18 protein-coding genes are annotated in these 18,167 nt (G+C 73.1%); 8 read left to right on the top strand and 10 right to left on the bottom strand.

All coding sequences use genetic code 11. The annotated features are described in order from the left end of the window. Positions 1-92 precede the first annotated feature (92 nt). Genes cobC through cobA form a run of 3 tightly spaced genes read left to right on the top strand, consistent with a single transcriptional unit; the run spans position 93 to position 3,504 of the window. Positions 93-1,175: an Rv2231c family pyridoxal phosphate-dependent protein CobC gene (gene cobC, locus KSK32_RS05160; RefSeq protein WP_216928979.1), complete on the top strand. Its 1,083-nt coding sequence runs from the start codon at positions 93-95 to the stop codon at positions 1,173-1,175. Then, positions 1,175-2,248 (top strand): nicotinate-nucleotide--dimethylbenzimidazole phosphoribosyltransferase, encoded by a 1,074-nt coding sequence (gene cobT / locus KSK32_RS05155; protein ID WP_216935825.1) that lies wholly within the window; start codon positions 1,175-1,177, stop codon positions 2,246-2,248. Before cobC ends, cobT begins: the two co-directional genes overlap by 1 nt. Next, the gene (cobA, locus tag KSK32_RS05150) at positions 2,245-3,504 is read left to right on the top strand and encodes a uroporphyrinogen-III C-methyltransferase (RefSeq protein ID WP_216928977.1); all 1,260 of its coding nucleotides are present in this window, start codon (positions 2,245-2,247) and stop codon (positions 3,502-3,504) included. Before cobT ends, cobA begins: the two co-directional genes overlap by 4 nt. 208 nt (positions 3,505-3,712) lie before the next feature. Here cobA and otsB read toward each other — a convergent pair whose 3' ends face one another. The 4 genes from otsB to KSK32_RS05130 all read right to left on the bottom strand — a co-directional run bounded on the left by otsB (position 3,713) and on the right by KSK32_RS05130 (position 8,509). Further along, positions 3,713-6,310: a trehalose-phosphatase gene (gene otsB / locus KSK32_RS05145; RefSeq protein WP_216928975.1), complete on the bottom strand. Its 2,598-nt coding sequence runs from the start codon at positions 6,308-6,310 to the stop codon at positions 3,713-3,715. Then, positions 6,307-7,707 (bottom strand): trehalose-6-phosphate synthase, encoded by a 1,401-nt coding sequence (locus KSK32_RS05140; RefSeq protein ID WP_216928973.1) that lies wholly within the window; start codon positions 7,705-7,707, stop codon positions 6,307-6,309. The genes otsB and KSK32_RS05140 overlap by 4 nt, the downstream gene beginning before the upstream one ends. A gap of 141 nt (positions 7,708-7,848) precedes the next feature. Then, complete coding sequence (locus tag KSK32_RS05135) at positions 7,849-8,235, bottom strand: hypothetical protein (protein WP_216928970.1); 387 nt, start codon at positions 8,233-8,235, stop codon at positions 7,849-7,851. Further along, positions 8,228-8,509, bottom strand: a complete 282-nt coding sequence (locus KSK32_RS05130) for a hypothetical protein (protein WP_216928969.1) — start codon at positions 8,507-8,509, stop codon at positions 8,228-8,230. The genes KSK32_RS05135 and KSK32_RS05130 overlap by 8 nt, the downstream gene beginning before the upstream one ends. A gap of 214 nt (positions 8,510-8,723) precedes the next feature. On the opposite strand from KSK32_RS05130, the gene ettA reads away from it, so the two are divergent. From ettA to KSK32_RS05110, 4 genes are all read left to right on the top strand, one after another. Then, positions 8,724-10,400, top strand: coding sequence for an energy-dependent translational throttle protein EttA (gene ettA / locus KSK32_RS05125; RefSeq protein ID WP_216928967.1), 1,677 nt, complete (start codon positions 8,724-8,726; stop codon positions 10,398-10,400). Continuing rightward, on the top strand, positions 10,393-10,836 hold the full coding sequence (locus KSK32_RS05120) for a thioesterase family protein (protein WP_216928965.1): 444 nt from the start codon (positions 10,393-10,395) through the stop codon (positions 10,834-10,836). Before ettA ends, KSK32_RS05120 begins: the two co-directional genes overlap by 8 nt. Then, the gene (locus KSK32_RS05115; protein WP_216928963.1) at positions 10,833-11,495 is read left to right on the top strand and encodes a hypothetical protein; all 663 of its coding nucleotides are present in this window, start codon (positions 10,833-10,835) and stop codon (positions 11,493-11,495) included. Before KSK32_RS05120 ends, KSK32_RS05115 begins: the two co-directional genes overlap by 4 nt. 131 nt (positions 11,496-11,626) lie before the next feature. Next, positions 11,627-12,211, top strand: a complete 585-nt coding sequence (locus KSK32_RS05110; protein ID WP_216928961.1) for a YbjN domain-containing protein — start codon at positions 11,627-11,629, stop codon at positions 12,209-12,211. 7 nt (positions 12,212-12,218) lie between these two features. Here the strand turns inward: KSK32_RS05110 and KSK32_RS05105 are convergent, their stop codons facing one another. The 3 genes from KSK32_RS05105 to KSK32_RS05095 all read right to left on the bottom strand — a co-directional run bounded on the left by KSK32_RS05105 (position 12,219) and on the right by KSK32_RS05095 (position 15,348). Then, a complete protein-coding gene (locus KSK32_RS05105) occupies positions 12,219-12,605 on the bottom strand; it encodes a globin (RefSeq protein WP_216935824.1) in 387 nt (128 codons plus the stop codon). A 78-nt stretch (positions 12,606-12,683) separates the two neighbouring features. Beyond that, positions 12,684-14,057 carry an MFS transporter gene (locus tag KSK32_RS05100; protein WP_216928959.1) on the bottom strand — a complete coding sequence of 458 codons (1,374 nt, stop codon included), beginning with the start codon at positions 14,055-14,057 and terminating at the stop codon, positions 12,684-12,686. A 235-nt stretch (positions 14,058-14,292) separates the two neighbouring features. Continuing rightward, entirely contained in the window at positions 14,293-15,348 is a 1,056-nt protein-coding gene (locus tag KSK32_RS05095) for a mechanosensitive ion channel family protein (protein ID WP_374226692.1), read from the bottom strand. A gap of 228 nt (positions 15,349-15,576) precedes the next feature. Here KSK32_RS05095 and KSK32_RS05090 point away from each other — a divergent pair, with 228 nt between their 5' ends. Beyond that, the gene (locus KSK32_RS05090; protein ID WP_026268250.1) at positions 15,577-16,116 is read left to right on the top strand and encodes an HNH endonuclease; all 540 of its coding nucleotides are present in this window, start codon (positions 15,577-15,579) and stop codon (positions 16,114-16,116) included. A 21-nt stretch (positions 16,117-16,137) separates the two neighbouring features. Here KSK32_RS05090 and KSK32_RS05085 read toward each other — a convergent pair whose 3' ends face one another. The 3 genes from KSK32_RS05085 to KSK32_RS05075 form a co-directional block, all read right to left on the bottom strand. Beyond that, positions 16,138-17,010, bottom strand: a complete 873-nt coding sequence (locus KSK32_RS05085; protein ID WP_216928955.1) for a class F sortase — start codon at positions 17,008-17,010, stop codon at positions 16,138-16,140. 14 nt (positions 17,011-17,024) lie between these two features. Next, positions 17,025-17,534, bottom strand: coding sequence for a hypothetical protein (locus KSK32_RS05080; RefSeq protein ID WP_216928947.1), 510 nt, complete (start codon positions 17,532-17,534; stop codon positions 17,025-17,027). A gap of 78 nt (positions 17,535-17,612) precedes the next feature. Beyond that, positions 17,613-18,053: an Lrp/AsnC family transcriptional regulator gene (locus KSK32_RS05075; protein ID WP_018786920.1), complete on the bottom strand. Its 441-nt coding sequence runs from the start codon at positions 18,051-18,053 to the stop codon at positions 17,613-17,615. Positions 18,054-18,167 lie beyond the last annotated feature (114 nt).

The raw sequence follows: 18,167 nt of genomic DNA, 5'->3' as shown, positions 1-18,167 counted from the left end.
AAATGAGAAGAACTCATAAACTGGCGGACCGTGACGCGACCCACGCCGGGATGCGCTGTCCCGGGCGGCGGCTACCCGGCAGGATCGCGGACATGCCCGCAGCACCGACCGGGAGCGCCGCCGCGCTCGACGAGCCCGACCTGGGCCACCACGGGGACGCCGAGGCCACTCCCGGCCTGGTGGACCTGGCGGTGAACGTGCGCCGCGCCCCGATGCCGGACTGGCTGGCCGACCCGATCACCGCCGCGCTGGGCGACCTGGCCGCGTACCCGGACCCGGCGCCGGCCCGCGCCGCCGTCGCTCACCGGTACGGGCGTCCCCCGGAGGAGGTACTCCTCACCGCCGGCGCCGCCGAGGGTTTCGTCCTGATCGCCCGCGCGCTGTCCGGCGTCCGCCACCCCGTGGTGGTGCACCCGCAGTTCACCGAGCCGGAGGCCGCGCTGTGCGCCGCCGGGCACCGGGTGGACCGCGTTCTGCTCGACCCGGCCGACGGCTTCCGCCTCGACCCGGCCCGCGTCCCGGACGACGCCGACCTGGTCATGATCGGCAACCCCACGAACCCCACCTCGGTCCTGCACCCGGCGGACACGATCGCCGCACTGGCCCGGCCCGGCCGGGTGCTCGTGGTCGACGAGGCGTTCGCCGACACCACCGCCACACCCGGCGTCGACGGCGAGCCCGAGTCGCTCGCCGCCCGCCGCGACCTGCCCGGCCTCGTGGTGGTGCGCAGCCTCACCAAGACCTGGGGCCTGGCCGGACTGCGGATCGGCTACCTGCTCGGCGACGCCGCGCTGCTGGCCCGGTTCGCCGCCGCGCAGCCGCTCTGGGCGGTCTCCACCCCGGCGCTCGCCGCCGCCACCGCCTGCGCCGCGCCGGCCGCCGTCGCCGCCGAACGCGCCATCGCCGCCGAACTCGCCGCCGACCGCGACCACCTGGTGGCCCGCCTGTCCGGCCTGCCGGGGGTACGCGTGGCGGGCCGCCCGGCCGCCGCCTTCGTCCTGATCCACACCGCGGGCGCCGCCGAGGTACGCGAGCGGCTGCGCGCGCACGGCTGGGCGGTACGCCGGGGCGACACGTTCCCCGGGCTCGGCCCGGACTGGCTCCGGATCGCCGTACGCGACCGGGGCACCACCGACGCGTTCATCGAGACGCTGGCACGGATCCTGGAGGCATGATGCTGGAGTCCACAGTCGCGGCGATCCGGCCGCTGGACGAGGCCGCCATGGCGGCGGCCCGCGAGTTGCAGGGGCGGCTGACCAAGCCCGCCGGCTCGCTCGGCGCCCTGGAGCCGCTCTCGGTACGCCTCGCCGGACTGGCCGGCGCCTGCCCGCCGCCGCTGCCCGAGCCGGCCGCGGTGGCGATCTTCGCCGGTGACCACGGCGTGCACGCCCAGGGTGTGACCCCGTGGCCGCAGGAGGTCACCGCCCAGATGATCGCCAACTTCCTCGCCGGCGGCGCGGTGGTCAACGCGTTCGCCCGCCAGGCCGGCGCCTCGGTCACCGTGGTGGACGTCGGCGTGGCCACCCCGATCCCCGGCGCCGAGGAGCCCGGTGACCCGGCCGGGCCGCGCCTGGTGGCCGCCAACGTACGCCCCGGCACCCGCGACATGACGGTCACCGCCGCGCTGACCCGGGACGAGGCCCGCGTGGCCGTCGAGACCGGCATCCGGGTCGCCGGCGAACTGATCGACGCCGGGGCGGGCATCCTGCTCACCGGCGACATGGGCATCGGCAACACCACCCCGTCCGCCACGCTCGTCGCCGCGTTCTCCGGCGTGGACGCGGAGGCGGCCACCGGCCGGGGCACCGGGGTCGACGACGAGACGTACACCCGCAAGGTGGCGGTGGTGCGGGCCGCGCTGGCCCGGCACGAGCCCGACCCGGCCGACCCGCTGGGCGTGCTGGCCACAGTCGGCGGGCTGGAGCACGCCGCGTTGACCGGCCTGATCCTCGGCGCCGCCGCCCGCCGGGTGCCGGTGCTGCTCGACGGCGTGATCGCGGTGAGCGCCGCACTCGCCGCCGCCGCGTTCGCGCCGGACGCGGTGGGCGCCATGGTCGCCGGGCACCGCAGCGCCGAGCCGGGCGCCACGGCGGCGCTGCGGCACCTCGGCCTGGAGCCGCTGATCGACCTGGGACTGCGGCTCGGCGAGGGCACCGGGGCACTGCTCGCCCTGCCCGTGGTCACCGGTGCGGTCCGGGTACTGCACGAGGTGGCGACGTTCGACTCCGCCGGGGTGGCGGAGAAGTGACCGAGCCGGCCGGGCCGACGCCGCCGAGCCCGTACCCCCTGGGGTTGCGGCTGGGCGGGCGGCGCGTGGTGGTCGTGGGCGGGGGAGCGGTCGCCACCCGGCGGGTGCCCGCGCTGCTCGACGCCGGCGCGGACGTGCTGCTGGTGTCACCCGAACTGACCCCGGCGCTGCGCGCGCACGTCGACGCCGGGCGGCTGCGCTGGGAGCCACGCCGGTTCGTCCCCGGCGACCTGGACGGCGCGTGGCTGGTCCAGGTGGCGGTGGACGACCGGGCCGCCGCCGCTGCCGTGAGTGCCGCCGCGGCCGAGCGGCGGATCTTCTGCGTCCGCGCCGACGACCGGACGGCTGCCAGCGCGTGGACCCCGGCGGTGACCCGGCACGGCCCGGTCACCGTGGCGGTCCTCGGCGGCGGCGACCCCCGCCGAGCGATGGCGACCCGCGACGCCATCCGCGCCCTGCTCGGAAGGAAGGGCCCCCTATTAACGCCTCAGGTAGAGGAAGGGGCCCCTCTTAACACCGGCGGGCGCGTCGCGCTCGTCGGCGCCGGGCCGGGCGACCCGGAGCTGATCACCGTGAAGGGGTGGCGGCTGCTCACCGAGGCCGAGGTGGTCGTCGCCGACCGGCTCGTGCCCGGCCTGCTCCTGGACGAGCTGCGCCCGGACGTCGAGCTGGTCGACGCCTCCAAGATCCCGTACGGGCCGTCGCGCGCCCAGGAGGAGATCAACCGGATCCTGGTCGACCGGGCCCGGGCCGGCAAGATGGTGGTGCGGCTCAAGGGCGGCGACCCGTACGTCTTCGGGCGTGGCGGCGAGGAACTGCTGGCCTGCGCCGAGGCGGGCGTGCCGGTGACCGTCGTGCCCGGCGTGACGAGCGCGATCGCGGTGCCGGAGGTGGCCGGCGTGCCGGTGACCCACCGGGGCGTGGCGCACGAGTTCACTGTGGTGTCTGGGCACCTCGCGCCCGACGCGCCCGCGTCGCTCGTCCGCTGGGACGCCCTGGCCGGGCTGCGCGGCACGCTGGTGATCCTGATGGGCCTGAAGAACCTCGCCGCGATCAGCGCCACCCTGATCGCGCACGGCAGACCGGCTGACACTCCCGCGGCGGTCGTCCAGGAGGGCACCACAGCCGCCCAGCGCACTCTGCGCTCCACCCTGGGCACTGTGGCCGCCGACGTGGAAACCGCCGCGCTGCGCCCACCCGCGATCGTGGTGGTCGGCGACGTCGTCCACGCCCTGACCCCCGCCACCCTCGCCTGACCCGCCCGCGCGCCCTCGCTCGACCCCGCCGATCTTGCACTTGGTGGCCGCTCGATGCCCGTTATGGCCCTTTCGCCCGGGCGGCAAGTGCAAGATCGCCGGGGCGGGGCGGGGCGGGGCGGGGCGGGGCGGGGCGGGGCGGGGTGGGACGCGGACGGCGGCGGGGGACCGGGAGGTCTCCCGCCGCCGTCCGGGGCGTCGCGTCGGGTCACTGCTTGAGCATGTTCTCCAGCAGCAGGGCGCAGCGGATCAGGCCGAGGTGGCTGTACGCCTGCGGGTGGTTGCCCAGCCCGCGCTCGGCCAGCGGGTCGTACTGCTCCGGCAGCAGCCCGGTCGGCCCGGCCGTGTCGACCATCTGGGTGAACAGCTCCTCGGCATCGCTGCGGCGGCCGGTGCGCAGGTACGCCTCGATCAGCCACGACGTGCAGATGTGGAAGCCGCCCTCCCGGCCGGGCAGGCCGTCGTCCCAGTGGTACCGGTAGACGACCGGACCGCTGCGCAGCTCCGCCTCGATCTTGAGGACGGTGGAGAGGAAGCGCGGGTCGTCCCCGGCGAGCAGCCCGGAGATGCCGATCCACAGCGACGAGGCGTCCATCTCCTCGTAGCCGTAGGCGACGCTGTACGCCTCGGCCTCCGGGTGCCAGCCGTGCTCCAGCACGTTCGAGGCGATCCGGTCACGCAGCTCGACCCACTCCGGCCGGTCCTCGCCGCCGTGCCGGCGTACGACGTGCAGCGCCCGGTCCACAGTCATCCAGAGCATGACCTTGGAGAAGACGTGGTGCCGCGGGGGGAGACGGGCCTCCCAGATGCCGTGGTCGGGCTCGTGCCAGCGGCGGCGTACCGCCTCGACCATGTTCTCCAGCACCCGCCACTCGTCGTCGCGGATCGAGCCACGGGCGTCGGCCACCGCCGCGATCAGGTCCGCGACCGGGCCGAAGACGTCGAGCTGGAGCTGGTGGTTGGCGAGGTTGCCGACCCGTACCGGCCGGGAGCCGGCGTAGCCGGGCAGCGTGTCGATGACCGCCTCGGCGCCCAGCTCGAAGCCGTCCACCGTGTAGAGCGGGTGCAGCCGTTCCGGGTGCCCGCCGGTGCGCTCGACCACGCCGTCGATCCAGCGCAGCAGCCCTTCGGCCTCCTCGGTCGAGCCGAGGTCGACAAGCGCGCGGGCGGTCATCGCGGCGTCCCGCAGCCAGCAGTAGCGGTAGTCCCAGTTGCGGACACCGCCCAGCTCCTCCGGCAGCGACGTGGTGGCCGCGGCGAGGATCGAGCCGGTCGGCTCGTGGCAGAGCCCGCGCAGCGTCAGCGCGCTGCGGGCGACCAGGTCCCGGGCGGTGGCGGGCAGCCGCAGCGAGGCCACCCAGTCCTTCCAGGGCTGCTCGGCGGCGGCCTGCCGCTCGTGCAGGGGCAGCCGGTGCGGCTCCAGGCTCTGCGTGCCGAAGCGCAGCTCCAGCACCACCTGGCCGCCGGCCGCCGAGAGGTCGACCACCGCCTTCGCGGTCTCGTACCCGGCGTCGTTGGTGACCTCCCACTCGACGCCGGGGGAGTGCAGCGCGACCGGCTCGTTGGAGCCGAGCACCAGCAGCCCGTCGTCGAGCGGCTGGAGCTGCACCGCCACCTGACCGAACTCGGGGCGCGGCGCGAACTCGATGCGGGCCCGCCCGGTGCCGCTGAGCACCCGGACCAGTGTCGAGTCACCGCTGACCACTGCGGGGTCGTCCGGCGTGGTCTCCCGTACCGGCAGGTCGAGCCAGTCGGTCACGGTCAGGCCGGACCAGCGGGTCTCGACGGTCATGGTGTTGCTGCGGTAGCGCTGGCCCAGCGGGATGCCGCCGCGCTCCGGCCCGACGGTGAAGTGCCCGGCCGGGCTGCCGCCGACCAGGTCGGCGAAGATCGCCGCCGAGTCCGGCTTCGGGTGGCACAGCCAGGTGATCTTGGCTTCCGGCGTGACGAGCGCGACCGTACGGCCGTTGGCGAGCATCGAGTGCCGCTCGATCGGCACCGCCCGCTCGCCGAACAGCCAGTGCCGCCGCGTCTCCAGCAGCAGCCCCAGCGCGCGGGCCGCCTCGATCGGCTCGGCCACCCGGTAGTCGGCCCGGGTCTCCCCGGGACCGATCTTGATGCCGACGTCCGGACCGGTCAGGTTGCCGAAGGCGTTCTCGTCGGTGACGTCGTCGCCGATGAACAGGACCGCGCTCGCGGCGAGCTGGGTGCGGAGCTGGTCGACGGCAGTGCCCTTGTTGGTGACGACCACCGACAGCTCGATGACCTCCTTGCCCTGGGTGACTGTCACGTCCTCCCAGGTCGCGGGGCCGTTGCGGACCGCCTCGACGGCCCGGGCGGCGACGTGCGGGTCGACACCGCGGGTGTGCACGGCGACGCTGGCCGGCTTGCGTTCCAGGCGGATGCCCGGGTGCTCGGCGGCGATCTCGCGCAGCGCCTCGCGGAGCCGGTGCCGGACCGCGATCAGCTCGGGGGTGAGCCGCTCGACGAAACCGATGTCGAACTCGGAGCCGTGGCTGCCGACGAGGTGCACCTCGCTGGGCAGCCGGGAGAGCGTGGCCAGGTCGCGCAGCGCGCGGCCGGAGACGACGGCGACGCTCGTCTGCGGCAGCGCGGCGAGCGCGCGTACGGCCGCCACCGACTCGGGCAGCGGCACGGCCTTGCTGGGATCCTCCACGATCGGCGCCAGCGTGCCGTCGTAGTCGCAGGCGACCAGGAGTTGCGGAACCCGGGCGATACGGCCGATGGCGGCACGCAGTGCGGGATCCAGCACGCCGCCGTGGGCGGCGGGGGCGGGCGAGGTCACGCGGCCTCCGTATCGGGGACGCCGAGCTCGCTGAGGAACGACTTGGCCCAGTGGCCCACGTCGTGACTGCGCAGATGGCGCTGCATGACGCGCATCCGGCGGCGGGCTTCGGGCTTTTCGACATGCACGGCCCGCAGCAACGCGTCCTTCACCGCGTCCGGGTCGTGCGGATTACACAGGAACGCCTGGCGCAGCTCTGTCGCGGCGCCGGCGAACTCACTGAGCACGAGCGCGCCGCCCTGGTCGGCGCGCGATGCGACGTACTCCTTGGCCACCAGATTCATTCCGTCTCGCAGCGGGGTCACCATCATCACGTCGGCCGCGACGTACATCGCGGCCAGTTCGGAGCGACTGTACGACTGATGCAGATAATGCACGGCAGGCACGCCGACCCGGCCGAATTCGCCATTGATCCGGCCAACCTCGCGTTCCACCTTCACCCGAAGTGCCTGGTAGTGCTCCACGCGCTCGCGGCTGGGCGTGGCGACCTGCACCATAACCGCGTCCGGAACTGTCAACTTTCCGTCAGCGAGGAGTTCCCGGAAGGCCTTCAGCCGGAGTTCGATGCCCTTGGTGTAGTCGAGCCGGTCGACACCCAGGATGATCGTCTTCGGGTTGCCCAGCTCCTCGCGGATCTGCTTGGCCCGGGCCTGGATCGCCGGATCCTCGGCCAGCCGCTCCATCTCCCTGGTGTCGATGGAGATGGGGAACGCGCCCGCCTTCACCTGCCGGCCGTCGACCTGGATCATCTGGCCCTCGTAGCGCAGGCCGAGCAGGTGCCGGGCCAGCCGCACGAAGTTCTGGGCCGCCAGCCGCTGCTGGAAACCGACCAGGTCCGCGCCGAGCAGTCCACGCAGGATCTCGGTGCGGAACGGCATCTGCATGAACAGCTCGATCGGCGGGAACGGGATGTGCAGGAAGAAGCCGATCCGCAGGTCCGGCCGCAGCTCGCGGAGCATCGCCGGCACGAGCTGGAGCTGGTAGTCCTGCACCCAGACCGTCGCGCCCTCGGCCGCCACGTCCGCCGCGGCCTCCGCGAACCGGGCGTTCACCAACCGGTACGCCTCGCGCCAGCGCCGCTTGTAGGCGGGCGTCTCCACCGCGTCGTGGTAGAGCGGCCAGATCGTCGCGTTCGACTGGCCCTCGTAGTAGCGCTCCAGTTCCTCGGCGCTCAGCGGCACCGGGTGCAGCCGGATGCCCTCCAGGTCGAACGGCTCGGGCGCGGCGCCGGTGCCACCGGCCCACCCCACCCATGTGCCCTGGTGCTCGGCCAGCACCGGATGCAGGGCGGTCACCAGCCCGCCGGGGCTGCGCCGCCACTGCCGCCCCTCGGGTGTGCTCACCTCGTCGACGGGCAGGCGGTTGGCCACTACGACAAAGGAGCTACGGACGGTCACGATCGGCCACCTCCGGGTACTGACGGGTCCACCGCGATGAGCGTACTGAGCGTAGCTGCGGCGTCTGATCCCCCGTGCCGGAGTTACCTACCCGTCCCAGAACCGCCGAACCCACCGCGTGATCTTGTCGACATCCGGGGCTCAGAGGTCGATGATCGGCCACTCCTTCGGCAGCACCTCACCGAGCAGCTCCCGCCGGTCGCTCATGATCGGTGTGGTGGCCCGTGCGGCCTCCAGCGCCACCTGGGCGAGGTCCATGCTCAGGAGCGTGCGCGACCAGCCGCCGAGGAACATGCACATGTCGTGCGCCACGGCGGTGACGACCACGTGGTCGAGATCGCCGAGGACGTCCAGCAGGCGCCAGCCGTCCACGGCCACGTGCCGGTACGCCTCGGCGAGACACAGCGCCGGCACGATCACCGTCTGCCCCCGGTCCGCGACCGACGCGATCTGCTCCCCGACCGCCTCGGTGCCTTCCGCGTAGGCCAGCAGGCAGGCAGTGTCGAGCACCAGCCCCGCGTCAGTCACGGGTCAGCCGTCCACGTGACGACTCGCTCAGCAACGCGGCGGCCCGGGCGCGCAGCTCCGGGGTGATCTTCGCCTGGGCCTCGTCGAGCGCGTGGCCCGCGTCGGCGAGCCCGCCGTCGGACAGCCGGAAGCCGACCTGCCGGAGCGCGCGCCGGGTGCGCTCTCCCGCCATCCGCTGCCGCACGCTCTCGGTGACGAACGCGGAGACGTTCGGCTCCTGGGCCAGTCGTTCGGCCACGTCGTCGGGGACGCTGATGGCGATCTTCTTGGTCATACTGCAGACGTTAGCGAGTAGTACCGGTGTCGGCAACGCGGCTCGCCGCCGTACCCCTGGGGTGGGGTGATGTGGGCGTGGCGGTCCGTACCTGTCAGGATTGACGGCGGCGTGCGCGCGGCCGGCTCCCGGCCGGCGGCGGCAGGCGCAGACGGCGCCCCCCGCCCCGCACCCGACAAGCCCGCGATCGCAACCGACGGAGGTAGCCCGCACCGTGGCCCAGTTCATCTACGTCCTGGACAAGGCGCGCAAGGCGCACGGCGACAAGGTCGTGCTCGACAACGTGACGCTGAACTTCCTGCCGGGTGTCAAGATCGGGGTGGTCGGTCCGAACGGCGCCGGCAAGTCCAGCCTCCTCAAGATCATGGCAGGGCTGGACCGGCCCAGCAACGGCGAGGCCCGGCTCATGCCCGGCTACTCCGTCGGCATGCTCGCGCAGGAGCCGCCGCTCAACGAGGAGAAGACGGTACTCGGCAACGTCGAGGAGGCGGTCGCCGAGACCAAGGCCAAGCTGGAGCGGTTCAACAAGATCGCCGAGCAGATGGCCACCGACTACTCCGACGAGCTGATGGAGGAGATGGGCAAGCTCCAGGAAGACCTGGACGCGGCCGACGCGTGGGACATCGACTCCAAGCTCGAACTCGCCATGGACGCGCTGCGCTGCCCGCCGCCGGACGCCGACGTCACCAAGCTCTCCGGTGGTGAGCGCCGCCGGGTGGCGCTGTGCAAGCTGCTGCTGGAGGCGCCGGACCTGCTGCTGCTCGACGAGCCGACCAACCACCTGGACGCGGAGAGCGTGCAGTGGCTGGAGCAGCACCTGGCCAAGTACGCCGGCACCGTCCTGGCGATCACCCACGACCGGTACTTCCTGGACAACGTGGCCAACTGGATCCTGGAGCTGGACCGCGGCCGGGCCTACCCGTACGAGGGCAACTACTCCACCTACCTGGAGAAGAAGGCCGCCCGGCTCTCCGTCGAGGGGCGCCGCGACGCCAAGATGCGCAAGCGCCTCTCCGACGAACTGGAGTGGGTCCGCTCGAACGCCAAGGCGCGGCAGACCAAGTCCAAGGCCCGCCTGGACCGCTACGACGAGATGGCCGCCGAGGCGGAGAAGACCCGGAAGCTGGACTTCGAGGAGATCCAGATCCCGCCGGGCCCGCGTCTGGGCAACACGGTCATCGAGGCGCAGAACCTGACCAAGGCGTTCGGTGACCGGGTGCTGATCGACGACCTGTCGTTCTCGCTGCCCCGCAACGGCATCGTCGGCATCATCGGCCCGAACGGCGTCGGCAAGACCACGCTGTTCAAGACCATCGTCGGGCTGGAGCAGCCGACCAGCGGCTCGGTCCGGGTCGGCGAGACCGTCTCGCTGTCGTACGTCGACCAGAACCGGCAGGGCCTCGACGGCGACAAGACCGTCTGGGAGGTCGTCTCCGACGGGCTGGACCACCTCATGGTGGGCAAGGTCGAGATGCCGTCCCGGGCGTACATCGCCGCGTTCGGCTTCAAGGGGCCGGACCAGCAGAAGCCGACGAAGGTGCTCTCCGGCGGCGAGCGCAACCGGCTCAACCTGGCGCTGACGCTGAAGATCGGCGGCAACGTGATCCTGCTCGACGAGCCGACGAACGACCTGGACGTGGAGACGCTGTCCAGCCTGGAGAACGCGCTGCTGGAGTTCCCCGGCTGCGCCGTGGTCATCTCCCACGACCGGATGTTCCTGGACCGGGTCGCCACGCACATCCTGGCCTGGGAGGGCGACGACCAGAACCCGGCCAAGTGGTTCTGGTTCGAGGGCAACTTCGAGGCGTACGAGAAGAACAAGGTCGACCGGCTCGGCGCGGAGGCGGCCCGGCCGCACCGGGTGACCTACCGCAAGCTCACCCGTGACTGACCGCTTCGTCTACCACTGCGCGCTGCGCTGGTCCGACCTGGACGCGTACGGCCACGTCAACAACGCCCGCTTCCTCACGCTCTACGAGGAGGCCCGGGTGGCGATGATGTTCGCCGGCGGTCGGGCGTGGGGAGTGGGCTCGTTCGCCGACGGCGTGGTCATCCGCCGGCACGAGGTCGACTACCTGCGCCCGGTCGACTACGCGCTCGGCCGGGCCAGCGCGGAGGCCGCACCGACGGTGCGGATCGAGCTGTGGGTGGACCAGATCAGGGCCGCCTCCTTCTCGGTCGCGTACGAGCTGTACGACGGCGACACGCTGGCCGGCACCGCCCGGTCGCTGCTGGTGCCGTTCGACCTGACGGCGCAACGCCCGCGCCGGATCTCGCCGGAGGAGCGGGCGTTCCTGCTCCGCTACGCGCCGGGGCTGAGCGCATGACCGGGCACGGGTTGACCGGGACGGCCGACGCTGGGGCCTTCCTGGCCCGGCTGGTCCGGTTCGATCCGGCCACAGTGGTCCGGCTGCGGCCGGTGCCGGGCGCGGGCCGTACCGCCCTCTGGGCGCGGCTGCCGTGGGGCGTGCTCGTGGTCCGTACCGTGCCGGGCACCGCTCCCGGGGACGCCACGGTGGCCGCGGGGGAGCTGCTGGCGGAACTCTCCGCCGGCGGCGCCGCGCTTCCGGTACGCCGGGACGACGGCTGGCGGTGGCAGCTCCCACCGGCGGCGAGCCGGGCGGTGGAGGCGCTGCCCGGCGCCGAGCTGCGCCGGATCGCGGAGGCGGCGGCCGGGACACTGCGCGAGGCGGCCACGCACGGCGTGGCGGGCCGCGCGGTCGGGCAGCGGGTGCTGCGGGACGCTCTGCTGGACCACGTCGCCGTGGTGGTGACCCCGGACGAGGCGCCGCGCACCCCGGTTGAGGTGTCGCAGCGGCTGGTGCAGGCTCTGGTCCGGATGGGTTTCCTCGGCTCCGGCGCGGACGACGTTCAGGTGCGGACGGCCGGCCGATGGGTCGGGCTCGTCGGACCGTTCGGGGCGGCCTGGTCGCGTACCGTCGCCGATCTTGCACTCAGGCCGACGACGGATCACCCGAACGGATGACCCCACTTCGTCCTTCCGGTTTGGGGCGGTCGTTGGGGGGATGCCTCACGCCGTCTGTCCGGGTACCGTCCATCCTCGGATCCAACGCACCGTAGGCGTCCGGATCCGCTGGGGAGTGAGGTGCGCGAGCGATGCCGTGGTGGTCATGGCGCCCTGGTCCCGCCGCTGGCGGGGAGCCGGAGACTCGAAGCGGGACCACAGTGGATGACACCATCCGGGTCGGGCCACCGACCCCTCGCCAGCCGGGGGACGACGTGGCGCCACCCGAGAGGCCGGTCCTCGCGGACATGCCGGCAACCGTCGCGCCGGTCACGCTGAGCCGGGTCTGTGACGCGCTCGACCTGCTCGACGTCCGCTATCTGGCCGACGGCGACGGCAACCTGCTGGCCATGTGGGAGCGGCACGCCGTGCTCATCGCGCTGGAGGGCCCGGAGGACGAGATCCTCGTGATGCGGGCCCGTCCGCACGCGACGGTCCCGCCGGACTGGGCCGACCGGGCCTACCGCGTGGTGAACGAGTGGAACCACACCCGGCGCTTCTGCAAGGCGTACATCGGTGACCCGACCGAGCGCGGTCAGCTCCCGATCTACGCCGAGCTGCAGGTTCCGCTCGGTGCCGGCGCCCACGACGCGCTGCTCGTCGAGATGCTCGACTGCGGCGCCGCCGTCGCCGTGACGTTCGTGGACTGGCTGCACGACGAGGGCGCCCTGCTCTGAGCCGGGCTCAGCCGGCGGCCGGATCCTCCATCACGTTCACCATGAAGTAGGCGGCCCGCTCCAGGTAGTCCCAGAGCGCGGCGGCGAGCTGCGGCGGCAGGTCGAGCGTGTCCACCGCCCGGCGCATGTGGCGCAGCCAGGCGTCCCGCTCGGCCGCGCCGATCCGGAACGGGGCGTGCCGCATCCGCAGCCGCGGGTGCCCGCGCTGCTCCGAGTAGGTGTGCGGGCCGCCCCAGTACTGGATGAGGAACAGGGTCAGCCGGTCCGCCGCCGGGCCCAGGTCCTCCTCCGGGTACATCGGCCGCAGCAGCGGGTCGTCGGCGACGCCGGCGTAGAACTCGTCCACCAGCTTGCGGAAGGCCGGTTCACCGCCGATCGCCTCGAAGAGGCTCATCGACTCGCCTGGGGAAGTCACGCCTCCATCCTGCCAGGTGCGGCCCGGCGCCCGCGCCCGCCCGCCGGGCGGCGCGGATCACGTCACCGCGTGCCGGCGCCGGCCGTGCTCGCGGTTCCGGTCACCCGACGCGGGGCCGTGCGAGGGCGCGTGCGGGGTTCCGGCGCCGGTAGCCGACTCGGCGCGGGCAGCCTCGACGGCCTCGTGGATCACCTGCGGCCGGGGCCAGGCGAGTGCCGCCACGGTCATGATCAGCACTCCGGCGGCGCTCCACACGCCGACCACCGACGGGACCGAGAAGCGCTCGGCGAGGGCACCAGTGGCCAGTACCGCGGCGCCCTGGATGATCTGCGTGCCGCTGGCCATGACGCCGAACGCCCGGGCCCGGAATCCGTCCGGCAGCGCCTGCACGAACAGGCCGTTGGCGACCGGGACGAGCCCGGCGACGGCGAAGCCGCACCCGGCGGCCAGCAGCGCAACCACCGCCGGTGGCGGATTGAGCAGCGCGGGTACGAGTGTCGCCGGCGCGATGATCATCAACGGTCGCACCAGGGTCAGTCGCCGCTCCGGGCCGACGAGCCGGCTGATGGTCAGCCCGCCGAGGATGTATCCGACCGGGACGGCGGCCATGATCAGCCCTTGGGCGGTGCCGGCGTCCATCCGGCCGTCGGTCCGGTCGGCGGCCCAGCCGGCGGCCAGGCCCTCGGGGACGATCGAGAAGAGCATCGCGCTGAACACCAGCACCGCGATGGCGCGCAGCACCGGCCGCTCGAAGACGATCTGGAAGCCCTGGACGGTCTCCCGCAGCAGGTGGCTGCGGTGCACCTCGGTCATCGCCGGTGGCCGCTCGCGGACGCCGAAGCGGACCAGCGCGGCCGACACGGCGAAGGTCACGGCGTTGACGAGCAGTGCGGTGTTCGGGTTGAGCGCCGCCACGGTGGCGCCGATCAGGTAGCCGACGACCTGGGCGGCCTGGCCGGCGCTGGTGAACGCGGACAGGCCCACGACCAGCCGGTCCCCGGTCAGGATGTGCGGCATCAGCGCCGACCGCGCCGCCTGGCTCGGCGGGTTCGCGAGCGTGGCCAGGAAGATCAGCGCGAAGACCGACCAGGTCGGCATCCAGGGCATCGCGACCAGCGCCATCAGCGCCATCCGGAGGAGGTCGCAGACCACCATGACGCGCCGGTAGCGGTGCCGCTCGGCGAGCGCGGAGAGCAGCGGGCCGCCGACCAGCCAGGGAAGGTAGCTGGCGGCGAACGCGGCGGCGGAGAGCGCGACCGAGTCGGTCTCGCGCAGGACGAGCACGGTGACCGCGGCCCGGGCCAGGTAGTCACCCACCCAGGAGAGGGTGTTGGCGGCGAAGATGGCGCGGAACTCCGACTGACCGAAGACGTCCCGGAAGGTGGCCGGGCCCTCCCGGGCGGGTCGCGCGTCGGACACCGTCGCCTCCATCGTTCCTGGTCGACCACTTGTGATGGCCCGACCGGGAACCGTCGTCAGATCAACCGATCAGCGAGGACACGAGCACGCCCCCCGGTGGAGCGTGTGCACCGGATTCTGCCCGATCGTCTGACAACTGGCTAGGGCGAACGGATTGATCGTCGCATCTCCGACTGAACGAACGGACGATACCCGAGGGGCCGCGCGGCGCGCGACCCCCGGAAACTGGTCCGGCTCGTCCGGCGGCTCAGGTGGGTCCGCCGGTGCCCGTACCCTCGGCCGCGGGCGGCGCCGGCGGCTGGACCGGCAGGCCCGGGAACAGCCGGGCGGCCGCGATCTGCGCGACGATCCCGGAGTTCTCCAGCGCTTCCGCGAGGCGTCGGCGCAGCTCGCGACCGACCGCGAACTGCGCGTCCGCGGTGGTCTTGACGACGGTACGGATCACCGCGCCGTCGACAGTCATCTGCTCGACGCCGAGCACCTCGGGCTCGGTCACGATCTGCGGCGCCAACTCGGGGTCGAGCGCAACCGACGCCGCCGCGGTACGCAGCACCGCGAGGGCCTCCTCGGTGCCGGCGAACCCGATCGGCAGGTCGACCACGACCAGCGCCCAGCCCTGGCTCTTGTTGCCGACCCGGACGATCTCGCCGTTGCGGATGTACCAGAGCACGCCCCGGGCGTCGCGGACGTTGGTCACCCGCAGGCCCACCGCCTCCACGACGCCGCTGGCCTCCCCGAGGTCCACCATGTCGCCCACGCCGTACTGGTCCTCGATCAGCATGAACAGGCCGGCGATCAGATCCTTGACCAGGCTCTGCGCGCCGAAGCCGAGGGCCACGCCGGCGATGCCCGCGCTCGCCAGCAGCGGGGCCAGGTCGAAGCTGAACTCCTTGAGCACCATCAGCAGCGCGATGCCGAAGACGAACGCGGTGACCATGCTGCGCAGCACCGACCCGATCGCCTCGGCGCGCTGCCGCCGCCGCTCCGGCACGAACTGCTCCGGATCGAGGGTGGCGCTGGGGATCCGCTCGCGCAGCGGGCGGAGCATGGTCGGCACCGCGCCCTCGGTGGTGGTCCGCACCAGCCGGTTGATGGTGCGGTGCAACGCCCAGCGTGCGGTCACGGCGATCAGCAGGATCAGCGCGACCCGCAGCGGCTTCAGCAGGATCCAGTAGCTGCTCTCGGCGAACCAGGCGGAGTTCGTCACTCGGTACACCCATTCGCATGAGCTGCTGCCCTGGCAGTCCGGCCGTCGGTCGGAGACGGCGGCCAGCACGGCGGAGATCAGGTCGGAGACGTTCACTCTGCTTTCGTACCGCACCGGTGACGGGCGGCGGACACCGCCACCTCGGCGAAGTGTCGCTACCGGCGGGGACAGCCCGGATTAGTACGTGCAATCCGGGGCGCGATCAGGGACTATTGGCGCAACGGACGTCGGTGATCCGGCCGGCGTCGGAGCCGTTCCGCGCTGTCCGCGGGGCGGTTCCGACGCGCACGAGGCGGGAGCGACTGGACCGGGAGGGTGAGCGCGATGCCTGACATACGACCCACGGCGGGCTCCGGTGCACTCGTTCTCAACGCCACCTACGAGCCCCTGTGCGTCGTGTCGGTGCGTCGTGCCGCGATTCTCGTCCTCTCCGCCAAGGCGGTCTGTGTCGCCGACGGCGAGGGGATCCTGCACAGCGCGCGCAACGCGTTACCGGTGCCCTCGGTGGTACGCCTGACCCGCTACGTCCGGGTGCCGTACCGCACCCACATCGGGTTGTCCCGGCGGGCCGTGTTCGCCCGCGACGGGTGGCGGTGCGCGTACTGCCGGGGGCCGGCCGAGACCATCGACCACGTCTTCCCGCGCAGCCGGGGCGGCCGGCACGCCTGGGAGAACGTGGTCGCCGCGTGCGCGCGGTGCAACCACACCAAAGGCGACAAGACGCCGGCCGAGCTGGGCTGGCGGCTGCACCACCTCCCGGCCGCGCCCAAAGGAGCCGCCTGGCGGGTGCTCGGGCACCGCGCCCCCGATCCGCGCTGGGCGGACTGGCTCGACCTGCGCGAACCCGAGACCGAGGCGGCCTGACCGGCCCGCTCACCGGCCCGCTCAGCGCGCCTTGACCAGCGAGGCGTAGACGACCAGGTTGTCCGCGTACCCGGTCTCGCCGCCCACCCAGCGCCCGCCGCAGGTGATCAGCCGCAGGTTGGGCCGGCTGAAGTCGCCGTAGACGTCCTCCACCGGCAGTTTCTCCTTGCCGTACCGCTCGATCGACGTCACCTCGAACACCGCCACCGAGCGGTCCTCGCGGGTCACCTCGATCCGGTCGCCGTCGTCCAGTTCCTTCAGCCCGTGGAAGACGGCCGGACCGCTTGTGGTGTCGACGTGCCCGACGAGCACCGCGGGGCCGTACTGGCCGGGGGTCGGGCCCTGGTCGTACCAGCCGACCTCGCCGGCCCGCTCCACGTCCGGCACCGCGATGCTGCCGTCGGGCGCGATGCCGACCCGGTGCACCGGCGCGCGCAGGTCGAGCTTGCCGATGCTCAGGCCGGTCGGTGGACTGGCCGGCAGCACCGGGAACTTCTTCGGCGGCGGGCGCAGGCCGGCGACGATCCGGTCCGGCAGCACGCTGACCCCGGTCACCCGTTCCACCCCGAGCATGGCCACGATCAGCGCCATCACGCTCGCCACCACGAGCACCGGGACACCGGGGCTGCGGCTCGGGGCGTACCGGCGGGTGGTGGTCCTGGCGGCGCGGGCCCTGACCGGCCGGGACTGCGGGTCGGCGGTGGTGACGCTGGCCGAGAACGCGTGCCCGGCCACGTGGGCGAACCGGCGCGCGGCCGCGGCGGTCAGCCGCAGCGCGGCCCGGAGCCGTACGGCGCGCTCCGGCGACCGGCGGCCGGGGCGTGCGGCGGCGCGGCGGGTGCGGTCCGCCGCCGGGCCGGTACGGTCGTCCCGGCGGCGCGATGAGCGGGCCATTGCGGCACCTCTCGTCAGGCACGGCCGCCGGTCTTGCGGCGGGCGCTCACACCGGCAACCACTGCCACCGCGACCAGACCACCGACAAGCAGCAGCGAGCCGGTACCCCGGCCACCCGCGGTGCCACCGCCGCCGGTCGCCGGCCCCTTGCTCGGCTGCGCCATGTTGAGCACGGTGAGCATGGTCGAGGCGGTGTTGCCGTTGGAGCAGTCCAGGTTCACCGGGTAGTCGCCCGGCTCCTTGTTGCCGGGCACGGTGACCGATCCGGTGAGGAAGCCGTTGTCCGGCCGCAGCACCACCCGCCCGAAGGCGTCCGAGGTGACCTGCGCCTGGCGGTTGTTGCTGTTGTCGCAACCGGCCCGCAGGTTGACCCGGGAACCGGCCTGGACGCTGTTCGGTGTCACCTCGATGAACACGTTCTCCCCGGCCCGGGCCGGCGGCGCGGTGGTCAGGACGAACGTCGCCACCAGGCCGAGCAGGCCCAACAGGGACGACAGCGCACGATGTGACAGGAGCCCTCGCATGGTTCCCCCCTCCCGGCGCGACGGTGCGCCGGACCACTGACGGGCAGCGGCGCCTGCTTTCCCGGGGGACGGGGGAAGCTAACGAGGCGCCTTGACCACGGGGTGCCAGGCCAGCGGGGTGGAGAGCACCATCGTGCTGGACGGCTGCCCGTACGGCGCGAGGCGGTCGATGACCTCCTCGAACTCGCCCATGTCGGCGGCGGCGACCTTGAGCATGCTGCACGCGTCCCCGGTGATCCGGTGGATCTCCATGATCTCCGGCCAGCCCGTGACCTCGGGGTCGTTGAGGATGCAGCGCGCGCCGTAGCAGGACATCCGGATCAGCGCGAGCACTGTGCGCCCGGCCCGGGTGAGGTCGACGTGGGCGTGGTAGCCGGTGATCACGCCTGATTCCTCCAGCCGCCGCACCCGCTCGGCCACAGCGGGCGGCGACAGGTGGACCCGGCGGGACAGCTCGCTGTACGACAGCCGGGCGTCGGCCTGGAGCTCGCGCAGCAGGGCCCAGTCCATGTCGTCCACGGGCGGACCTTCCTTCCGTAAAGACGGCGACGCGAGATGGTTTCGGTTCGCGAAGTGAGACCACCATACCGCCGTTGAACAGGCATTCCATTCGGTCGCCCACCAGCGGGATCA

The sequence above is a fragment of the Micromonospora sp. WMMB482 genome (assembly GCF_019038635.1).
In the GTDB taxonomy this organism is placed as follows: domain Bacteria; phylum Actinomycetota; class Actinomycetes; order Mycobacteriales; family Micromonosporaceae; genus Micromonospora; species Micromonospora marina.
The sequence above is the reverse complement of the archived record's forward strand: the minus strand, read 5'-3'. Positions and strand labels throughout refer to the sequence as shown.

Excerpts from the sequence above, each read along its gene's own strand:
- cobC (WP_216928979.1), top strand. The coding sequence starts at position 93 with ATGCCCGCAGCACCGACCGGGAGCGCCGCCGCGCTCGACGAGCCCGAC.
- cobT (WP_216935825.1), top strand. The coding sequence starts at position 1,175 with ATGCTGGAGTCCACAGTCGCGGCGATCCGGCCGCTGGACGAGGCCGCC.
- KSK32_RS05130 (WP_216928969.1), bottom strand. The coding sequence starts at position 8,509 with ATGACCAAGAAGATCGCCATCAGCGTCCCCGACGACGTGGCCGAACGA.
- KSK32_RS05115 (WP_216928963.1), top strand. The coding sequence starts at position 10,833 with ATGACCGGGCACGGGTTGACCGGGACGGCCGACGCTGGGGCCTTCCTG.
- KSK32_RS05110 (WP_216928961.1), top strand. The coding sequence starts at position 11,627 with ATGCCGTGGTGGTCATGGCGCCCTGGTCCCGCCGCTGGCGGGGAGCCG.
- KSK32_RS05105 (WP_216935824.1), bottom strand. The coding sequence starts at position 12,605 with ATGAGCCTCTTCGAGGCGATCGGCGGTGAACCGGCCTTCCGCAAGCTG.
- KSK32_RS05100 (WP_216928959.1), bottom strand. The coding sequence starts at position 14,057 with ATGGAGGCGACGGTGTCCGACGCGCGACCCGCCCGGGAGGGCCCGGCC.
- KSK32_RS05090 (WP_026268250.1), top strand. The coding sequence starts at position 15,577 with ATGCCTGACATACGACCCACGGCGGGCTCCGGTGCACTCGTTCTCAAC.
- KSK32_RS05085 (WP_216928955.1), bottom strand. The coding sequence starts at position 17,010 with ATGGCCCGCTCATCGCGCCGCCGGGACGACCGTACCGGCCCGGCGGCG.
- KSK32_RS05080 (WP_216928947.1), bottom strand. The coding sequence starts at position 17,534 with ATGCGAGGGCTCCTGTCACATCGTGCGCTGTCGTCCCTGTTGGGCCTG.